The 9,550-nt window shown below is 56.6% G+C and carries 6 protein-coding genes and 2 pseudogenes; 6 read left to right on the top strand and 2 right to left on the bottom strand.

Annotated features, from left to right (window positions below; genetic code table 11):
* Positions 1-3: 3 nt before the first annotated feature.
* The gene (locus ACXAED_RS25275) at positions 4-798 is read right to left on the bottom strand and encodes an IclR family transcriptional regulator (RefSeq protein ID WP_007120594.1); all 795 of its coding nucleotides are present in this window, start codon (positions 796-798) and stop codon (positions 4-6) included.
* A gap of 171 nt (positions 799-969) precedes the next feature.
* On the opposite strand from ACXAED_RS25275, the gene ACXAED_RS25280 reads away from it, so the two are divergent.
* Positions 970-2,424 (top strand): NAD-dependent succinate-semialdehyde dehydrogenase, encoded by a 1,455-nt coding sequence (locus ACXAED_RS25280; protein ID WP_232272174.1) that lies wholly within the window; start codon positions 970-972, stop codon positions 2,422-2,424.
* An 8-nt stretch (positions 2,425-2,432) separates the two neighbouring features.
* The gene (locus ACXAED_RS25285; RefSeq protein ID WP_475054557.1) at positions 2,433-4,514 is read left to right on the top strand and encodes an FAD-dependent oxidoreductase; all 2,082 of its coding nucleotides are present in this window, start codon (positions 2,433-2,435) and stop codon (positions 4,512-4,514) included.
* Between the two features lie 75 nt (positions 4,515-4,589).
* Here the strand turns inward: ACXAED_RS25285 and ACXAED_RS25290 are convergent.
* A pseudogene (locus ACXAED_RS25290) lies at positions 4,590-5,523 on the bottom strand (IS5 family transposase).
* Positions 5,524-5,775: 252 nt separating this feature from the next.
* Between ACXAED_RS25290 and ACXAED_RS25295 the strand changes: the two are divergent.
* The 4 genes and pseudogenes from ACXAED_RS25295 to ACXAED_RS25310 all read left to right on the top strand — a co-directional run.
* Entirely contained in the window at positions 5,776-6,678 is a 903-nt protein-coding gene (locus ACXAED_RS25295) for an alpha/beta hydrolase (protein WP_009827026.1), read from the top strand.
* 125 nt (positions 6,679-6,803) lie between these two features.
* Positions 6,804-8,441 carry a flavin-containing monooxygenase gene (locus ACXAED_RS25300; protein WP_009827025.1) on the top strand — a complete coding sequence of 546 codons (1,638 nt, stop codon included), beginning with the start codon at positions 6,804-6,806 and terminating at the stop codon, positions 8,439-8,441.
* Between the two features lie 51 nt (positions 8,442-8,492).
* The gene (locus ACXAED_RS25305; RefSeq protein ID WP_009827024.1) at positions 8,493-9,269 is read left to right on the top strand and encodes an SDR family NAD(P)-dependent oxidoreductase; all 777 of its coding nucleotides are present in this window, start codon (positions 8,493-8,495) and stop codon (positions 9,267-9,269) included.
* Between the two features lie 76 nt (positions 9,270-9,345).
* A pseudogene (locus ACXAED_RS25310) lies at positions 9,346-9,550 on the top strand (electron transfer flavoprotein subunit beta/FixA family protein); the annotation flags it as partial.

Here is a 9,550-nt window from a genome sequence, read left to right on the forward strand (position 1 = left end):
TGTTCAGGGTGCGACCGCCGCAACGCGGCGGACAAGATCGACAAGGCGGTGCGCGACGTCGCTTTCGATCCAGTCGCGCGTAAGGGTTTGCGAAGGGCCACCGCAGTTGAAGGCAATAATGGGTGAGCCGTCCTTCGGCACGAAGGGCACCGCTACAGCGTTCACATCACGTTTCCACTCCGTGAAGGACGTGCAGTAACCGTGCTGTTGGTAGTCTGCGATAGCTGCTTCGATTCCGGGCTGCACATTCGGCCAGTTGTCGCCTTCATGTTCCTCCACAAGGGCCAGAATTCTGGCCCGCTCATCCGGGTCGTGCGCCGCTATGCAGGCGCGACCAACCGCGGTCGTGGCCAGTTTAATATGGGCACCAACCTCGATCGCCAGCGTGACGGCATTAGTGCCCTTGCACCGCTCCAGATAGACCATCGATAGCCGGTCACGACTGGCCATGGCCACCGGCATGCCTGTGTAATCAGCCAGCTCCTGCATAAAGGGCTTCGCCAGTTGCCGCAGCGGAATCCCTGCAAGGCAGGAGAAACCCAACGAAAGCACTGGAGGGGCCAGTCGATAACGTGCTGTATCCGGGTCGTAGCTGAGGTATTCCAGCTTGTTCAGTGTATAGGCCAGCCGGGAGACCGTCGATCTGCTCAGGCCAGTGCGCTCGGCCAACTCACCGTTCCCCAGAGCCTCCCCTTCCCGCCGAAAGGCCCGCAACAGCTCCAAGCCGCGCGCCAACGCCGTGACAAAATCGCGATCCTGTTTCTCGGCATCCTTGGTGCGGTCTTTCCTTGGTCTCACGATATCCCTCCTCGGAAAGAATTATGCGTCTTGAAACACACCTAAACGATCGATAACGTCCGAGTCAATACTGCGGTAAACTTTCCCGCTATGCGGAAAATTAAGGTCGTCCACCTAGTCCCATTCGTGCCGGATCCTGCGGATGACACAACTAAGCGAGGGCATAATGCCATGAAAGAAATGAATTATCCGACCATCCAGCACCTCATCGGACGAGACTGGATCGCTTCTCCCACGCCAGAGGATCGTGCAGTCATAAACCCTGCAAACGGGCAAACTATCGGACAGATTCCGCAGGCTAGCGCCGCAGATCTAGACCATGCGGTTCACTCGGCCGAATCAGCTTTTCGCCGATGGAAAAACAGCTCTCCCATGGAACGAAGTGCGATTTTGCGGCGGTTTGCCGACCTGCTGCGCCAAAATGACAGACTGATCGCTGGCTGGATCACTCTCGATGAAGGCAAGCCGCTGGCTGAGGCTTTGGCTGAGGTCCGCGCCTCGGCTGACCACGTTGACTGGCACGCCGAGGAATGTCGGCGCATTTATGGGCGCATCATTCCATCACGCAGCCCGCGGGTACAGCAGCTTGTCGTGCGCGAACCGATAGGCGTCTGCCTTGCCATCACGCCTTGGAATTTTCCGCTGAGCCAAGCGGTACGCAAGGTCGCGGCGGCGCTTGCGTCAGGTTGCACGATGATCTTAAAAGCCCCGGCAGAGGCTCCGGCGGGTTGCATGGCAATTGCTCGCTATCTGCTGGATGCAGGATTGCCCGAAGGCTGTCTGAACCTTGTCTGGGGTAATGCGGCCTTCATTTCGGAAACTCTAATTGCGCGCCCCGAGGTGCGCAAAATCACCTTCACCGGTTCGGTCGAGGTGGGCAAGCATCTGGCAGAATTGGCTGGCCGCCATATGAAGCGGGCGACGATGGAGCTCGGCGGTCACGCGCCCGTATTGGTGTTCGACGACACCGATGCCACGGCCGCGGCGCGCGCCTTGGCGGTCAACAAGCTGCGCAATGCAGGCCAGGTGTGCATCGCCCCAACCCGGTTTTACGTACAACAAGGCATCTACGATCGATTTCTGTCCGAACTAGTTTCAGCATTTGAGAGCGTAAAGGTGGGCGCTGGTTTAGCCGAAGGCACGCAGATGGGACCATTGTGTCATCGCGGACGCGTGAATGCGATGGAAAAGCTCGTCGAGGATGCCCGCGAAAACGGCGCACGGGTGTTGACGGGAGGCAAAAGGCTTGGAAATCATGGTAACTTCTATGCCCCGACAATCGTCGATACGCCCAACGACGACATTGACTTGATGCGCGAAGAACCCTTCGGCCCGATTGCTGTCGTCTCGTCTTTTCGTGACATAGAGGACGGACTGTCGCGGGCCAACGGGCTACCCTTCGGGCTGGCGTCCTATGTCTTTACCAATTCGTTAGAGCGTGCAGATAAAGCAGCTGCGGGTTTGCAGGCAGGTATGGTAAGCATCAACCAGTTCGGCCTCGCTCTGCCCGAGACTCCGTTTGGAGGCGTGAGAGACAGCGGCTATGGGACTGAAGGCGGGACGGAAACCTTCGAAGGCTATCTCATTACCAAATTTATCTCGCGCAATCGCGCGCCAGTGCTGTGAGGATGCCCATGCCTGTTGAATTAAGCTTCTCAAATGACGCAGCAATTCTGACCATAGACAATTCGCCGCTTAACCTAATCAACGCGGAGGTTCGGGCTGGAATACAACACTGTATCTTCAAAGTCCTCGAAACTGGGGCTACCAGGCTGATTATCACCGGCACAGGAACGACCTTCGTCGCGGGCGCGGATGCGAAGGAATTCGGTAAGTTGCCTGTTGATCCACAACTAAATGATGTGCTGATGCAACTTGCACACCTCCCGATTCCTACTATCGCAGCAATCAACGGGGCTGCGCTTGGTGGGGGACTAGAGATTGCTCTGGCTTGCTGCTATCGCATCGCCTCAACTTCTGCCAAACTGGGCTTGCCAGAGGTAAACTTGGGGATCGTGCCTGGCGCAGGGGGAACCCAAAGACTGCCGCGACTTATCGGTATTGAAGCTGCGCTTGACATGATTGTCACCGGGAAGGCTGTTTCCGCCGAGCAGGCACTGAAAATGGGACTGATCCAGCTGCTAGCCGATGACCCGCTTGGCGCGGCCATAGCTCTCGATGACGATGTACTTGAGGCGGCACAGGCACCCGACAATCTTCCTTCACCAAAGCCAAACCACGTCGCAGCGGAAGTCGCCCGAGCGCATGTAGCGCGGCGTATGCCTGGCCAGAATGCCCCGCAGGTTGCGGTGAACCTAGTCGCGACCAGTGCGACGACGCCGCTGCACGACGCACTAGCCAGCGAGCGCTCTGCGTTTTTGGACCTTCGTACCTCGGATCAGGCGCGGGCCCTTAGGCACGTTTTCTTCACCGAGCGTACCGCAACCAACAAGGGGCGCGCCTACCCCCGACCTTCCCGAGATGCTGAAACCGCCATCGTGGTCGGTGGTGGCAATATGGGCGCAGCTATTGCGTACACGCTGGCGACCGCAGGGATCTCGGTGACTGTCGTCGAACGTAGTGCCTCGTCCGCCGAGTGGGCCAGTAAAAACCTGCAAAAGCTGATTGATCAGGGTATCAGTCGCGGTATTCTGTCCGTCGATGCGGCAAAGACGGTTGAAGACCGGCTGGTTACGGTCTCAGGCTATGACGCTCTGCCACCAACCGATCTAGCAATCGAGGCGGCCTTCGAGGATTTTGCGGTTAAGACCGCGATCCTGACCGAACTCGAAGGCGCACTGCCACCCGAGACCATCATTGCCACAAACACATCCTATCTCGATGTAAATCGGCTCTCTGATGGGTTGAAACACCCGGCACGCTTTGTAGGGATGCATTTCTTCAGTCCTGCGCATATTATGAAACTTCTGGAAGTCGTCAGGAGCGACCGAACGTCAGACGGAACATTAGGTGCAGCACTTGTGCTGGCGCACAGGCTTGGTAAAATCCCGGTACTGTCTGGTGTTTGCGATGGCTTCATCGGAAACCGAATTTTGTCGAGCTACCGTCGCGCCGCTAATCGCCTTCTGGTGGAGGGGGCTAATGTCGACGAGATCGACGCGGCTATGCGCGGATTCGGTATGGCGATGGGTCCATATGCTGCACAGGACATGTCGGGGCTGGACATCGCCTACGCGAATATCCGTCGCAAGGCAGTTGCCGAAGGGAACTGCTGTGGTCACGTGCCCTTGGTCGAGCGGCTGGTCGAAAAGCACAAACGCCTAGGACGCAAATCGGGCGCCGGATGGTACGACTATGGGCCAGACGGCAAACCCTCACATTCGGAGCTGGTCGCTAGCGAAATACTCCGTGTCTCAGAAGAAATGAACTTCACTCGCCGCGAGTTCTCAGCTGACGAAATCGTAGAAAGGCTCTTGCTCACAATGGTGGCGGAAGCCTGCGATATCCTTGACGAAGGCGTAGCAGAAAAACCGCAAGACATCGACCTAGTAATGATTTACGGCTACGGATTTCCCCGCTGGCGGGGAGGCCTGATGCACCACGCCAAAAATATCGGCAAGGATCGGTTGACCGCGCTCTTCAGCGCGCATGTCAAAGAGGATCCTTGCGGCTGGAGGGTGCCTCGTTATTTAGAAAGAGTTTTCGCGACCGGGGAGGAACATGTCAGCATGTTTCCCACGATCACCGGCAGATAAGTTGTCTTTCTGTGGTAGAGGGAGTTTGTTTTGCAAATGGGGTGATGGCCGTGGTTGCCCTTTCCCCGGATAAACTTATCCCACAGCTTCCGTAACGGGTATGCCGAGTGCAGTGTATCCGTTCAGGACGGCGATGCGGACTGGGAGTGCCGCGACCTGACGGTCAAAGTCCCGCGCTATAAGGCGATGCCCCAGCGACATGACACAGTTCATTTTCGTCTCGACACTGCTTCGGCGGTGGTATCCGCTCCATCGTCGCCAGAGCGCGCGAGCCAGGCACTTCGCCGCGCGCAGGGCCTCGTTTCGCGCCACGGCTCCGGCGGTGATGGTCTTCCATGGCTTTGCGTTCTTGCGTGGCGGGATAACGGCGTGGGCACCACGGTCAGCAATTGCGTCGTGGCATTTCCGTGTGTCGTAGGCACCGTCAGCCATGACACTGCCGATCTACTGGTCCGCCGGGATCTGGTTGAGGAGGTCGGGTAAAACCCATGCATCGCCGATGTGGCTCCCTGTGACCTCGTCACTGCGCGAACCTCCAGTGTTTCCTCGTCAACCCCGAGATGGATCTCGGTCCAGACGCGCCGTTTGGGTCCACCATGCTTGCGGGCGTGCCACTCGCCTTCGCCCGCGACTTTGATACGCGTGCTGACAGCAGGTGCAGCGGCCCCTTGGAGCCGCGATTCGAGATGTTCACGGCCAGGGTCTTCTGACGCCGGGACAGGGTGCTGAAGTCGGGCACAGTCCGGACGAGACCAACCAGCTGCAGCAGGCTCTAGACGAACCCAGTCGTCTACCGGAGCGCCATGCCGAATAACACCTTCATGGAAAGGCAGGTCTGGCTGGAGGCATCGCTGTAGGTCTGCTGCCGGCCACGACTGCCTATCGGCGCGGCCTCCCAGCTCATTTCGGGGTCGAACCAGATTGCCAGAGCGCCCCGGCGCTTGAGCGCTTCATTGTAGGCTCGCAAGTTCCTGGTGTTGTAGGTCGGGGGTGCAGTCTGCTCATGCACCCCGGCTACCAAGCCGGGTTCATAAGATGGATCCCGCACGGAATTTGTTCAACAGAGCCTAGTAGCAGGCATATCTGCCTCACGACAGGCTGAGCAAGATCATACAATTTCCAAAGCAGGTATGTTCAATACACGGTGCATTCTTCGCCCTTACTCTGAGATCATTGGCGTACGCCTCAGACCGTTTGACGCCTCCGAGATTGGCGACGTCAGGTGGTGGCTTTGCCAAATGTTACTCTTGGGAGGATAAATATGGAAATCAGTAGAGAAGCGGATACGCTGCGGGCGCTTTATCAGAATTGGACCGATCAGATGGTCGAGAACCCAGACCTGACGATCGCGAACTTGCGCAGCATGTTCGATGAATGGGGGCAGCCTGCTCTAGAGCCGGAAAACGTTAGCTACAAAAGCGATCATATCGGAGGAGTCGAGGCTATCTGGGCACTGCCTGTCGGGGCCGATACCTCGCGTGTAATTGTTTACACTCATGGTGGCGGCTTTGCCGTCGGCTCAGCCGATAGTCATCGGAAAATGGCAGGGCACCTCGCTAAGGTGCTTGGGGTTACGTCGGTCATCCTGCACTATCGACGCGCACCCGAGCACCCATTTCCGGCGCAGATCGAAGATGCGGTAGCCGCGTACACAGCATTGCTGGATAAGGGCTTCAAGGCAAGAAATATTCTGACCGCTGGCGACAGTGCTGGCGGCAATCTTGCCATCGCCAGCGTGCTGAAATTTCGCGAACTTGGGCTGCCACTGCCCGGAGCGGTCATCGCATATTCGCCCTGGCTAGACATGGCGATGCGCGGGGAAACACTGGAAACCAACGCGGAAACCGATGCGCTAGTCGGGAAACCGATTCTCGAAGCGATGGCGGGAATGTTCCTCGGTGAAGGCACTGATCAGCTAAATCCGTTGGCCAACCCTCTGGAGAACGATTTCACCGGTTACCCGCCGCTTTATATCAATGCCGGAGGGGCTGAGACGCTTAGGAGCGATGCCGAGCGGTTGCACGAAAAGGCCAAGGCACAGGGCGTAAATGTGACCCTGTCTATCGTCGAAGGCATGCAGCATGTCTTTCCCGCGCTTTCGGGACGCGCGCCCGAGGCGAACGAGGAACTTGGTCGCATCGCCGCATGGTATCAGGCCCTCTGACACCTGTACTCGCACTGCATTGCGGTGCGGTGCGGTGCGGTGCGAGAGAAACCCCTACGACACATTCATCTGCCATCTCACCCGCAAACTGCGGGGCGGAGCAGTCTTACTCTGGGAGGAGTGACATGAACATTCAGACTGAGATTACTAAAACATCCGGAGCGGATTACGACGCAGTCGTCATTGGCGCGGGCTTCGGCGGGCTTTACGCCGTCCACAAACTTCGCAACGAGCAGGGACTGAACGTCCGGGGCTATGACAGCGCCAGTGACGTTGGCGGCACCTGGTGGTGGAACCGATATCCCGGTGCGCTGTCGGACACGGAAAGCTATGTCTACCGCTATTCTTTTGACAAAGAGTTGCTTCAAAAAGGCCGCTGGAAAACGCGGTATCTGACCCAGCCCGAGATCCTCGAATACATGAACGAGGTGGCGGATCATCTCGATCTCCGACGCAGCTACAAGTTCGACACCAAGGTGGACGGCGCGCACTATAATGAAAAAACCGGTCTCTGGAACGTGATCACTGATAGTGGTGAGACAGTTACCGCCAAATACCTTGTCACTGGCCTCGGTCTCTTGTCCGCAACGAATGTTCCAAAATTCAAGGGCATCGATGATTTCAAAGGCCGTATCTTACACACAGGTGCCTGGCCCGACGGCGTGGACTTGAGCAACAAACGCGTGGGCATTATTGGCACTGGCTCGACCGGTGTGCAGGTTATTACAGCAACGGCACCAGTTGCAAAACACCTGACTGTTTTTCAGCGCTCTGCACAATATGTCGTGCCGATTGGGAACACCCCGCAAGACGATGCTACCATCGCAGAGCAAAAGGCAAACTACGATAGTATCTGGAATCAAGTGAAGAATTCTGTTGTGGCCTTCGGCTTCGAAGAAAGCGTCAAGCCCGCCGAAACCGCCTCCCCCGAAGAACGGGAGCGGGTCTTCGAAGCCGCCTGGCAGCGCGGCGGTGGTTTCTATTTCATGTTTGGCACCTTTTGCGATATTGCGACCAGCCAAGTGGCCAATGATGCGGCCGCTGACTTCATCAAGGGCAAAATCAAGAAAATCGTGAAGGACCCCAAGGTCGCAGAGAAACTGACGCCGAAGGACCTTTACGCCAAGCGCCCGCTTTGCGGAAACAACTATTACGAGGTCTACAACCGAGACAACGTGACCCTCGCCGACGTTAAGGCCGATCCGATCGCAGAGTTCACTCCGAACGGCATTCGTCTCGAAAGCGGCGAGGAGCATGAGCTTGACATCGTAATCTTTGCCACTGGCTTCGATGCGGTCGACGGCAATTACGTCAAAATGGACCTCCGCGGACGCGGAGGCGTGACCATGCGCGACACTTGGAAGGAAGGCCCGCTCGGTTACCTCGGCATGATGGAGGTCGACTTCCCGAACTTCTTCATGATCCTTGGCCCTAATGGCCCCTTCACCAACCTGCCCCCCAGCATTGAGACGCAAGTCGAATGGATCGCTGACACGATTTGCACGGTGGAAGAAGAGGGGGTTCGAAATGTGGAGCCAACCGTGGAAGCGCGCGATGCTTGGGTTCGCACCTGTCGTGAAATCGCCGACATGACACTCTTCCCCAAAGCTGAAAGCTGGATCTTCGGCGCAAATATCCCCGGAAAGAAGAATGCAGTAATGTTCTACATGGCCGGGATTGGCAATTACCGAAATGCCATTAATGCAGTGAAGGAGGAAGGTTATACATCCCTGATCCGCAACCGCACTGCCGAGAAGGTGTAAAGAATTCCGCCGGGCATCAAGAATCCCCGGCGGAACCAATTAAATTTGTTCATGAAAACTAGGGAGAGAGATTTGGGAAGGGTATTCGGAAAAGTCGCACTGGTAACAGGTGGAGCGATGGGCATGGGAAAAGCCCATTGTGAAACGCTGGCACGTGAAGGTGCGCATGTATTTGTAACCGACCGTGACACGGAAGCGGCTGAAAGCGTAGTGAAAGGTATCATTGAAGCCGGAGGGAAGGCGGAATTCATTCAACATGACGTGACGCTTGAAGAAGATTGGAAGAATGTCATCTCTACGGTGCAATCAAGTGCTGGTCGGCTTGATGTGCTAGTGAACAACGCTGGCATTCTCATTCTTAAGCCGCTCCACGAAACCTCGCCTGACGAATTTGACATGACGTTCAACGTCAATGTACGCGGTATTTATCTCGGCATCCGAGCCGCGGTTCCATTGATGAAAGAGGCCGAAAAGGCATCTATTATCAATATTTCTTCAATCTATGGGATTGTTGGAGCCGCTTCGGCGGGAGCCTACATTGGATCCAAAGGCGCCGTACGGATGTTGACGAAATCCTGCGCAGTCGACCTGGCTGAAAGTGGCATACGCGTGAATTCGATCCATCCCGGTGTCATCGATACTCCCATGACAAAAGATCTGCTACACGCCGACGAAGTTACCCGGCAGGCAATTCTGGGGGCGACGCTGCTCAAGCGACCAAGCAAACCTGAAGAGGTTTCGAATGCGGTCCTGTTCCTCGCATCGGATGAGTCATCGTTCGTTCACGGAGCAGAGATTGTAGTAGATGGCGGTTATACTGCGAATTGACAGGGACCCATCCCGAGTAACGGCTCGGAATCCGGGCCGTTACCACCATTGCAAATTTTGAAAACGACAAAAGCCAATGAAAATAATTGCGCCTATAAAACGCCTAATTGACCACAACGTGAAGGTTCGCGTTAAGGCGGACGGGAGCGGAGTTGATCTCGCGAATGTGAAGATGTCGATGAACCCGTTCGACGAGATTGCGGTCGAAGAAGCGATCCGGCTGAAGGAAGCGGGCAAGGCGGACGAGGTTGTCGTCGTCTCGATCGGCGTGAAGCAGGCGC

This window comes from Leisingera sp. ABM4_103, from assembly GCF_056158685.1.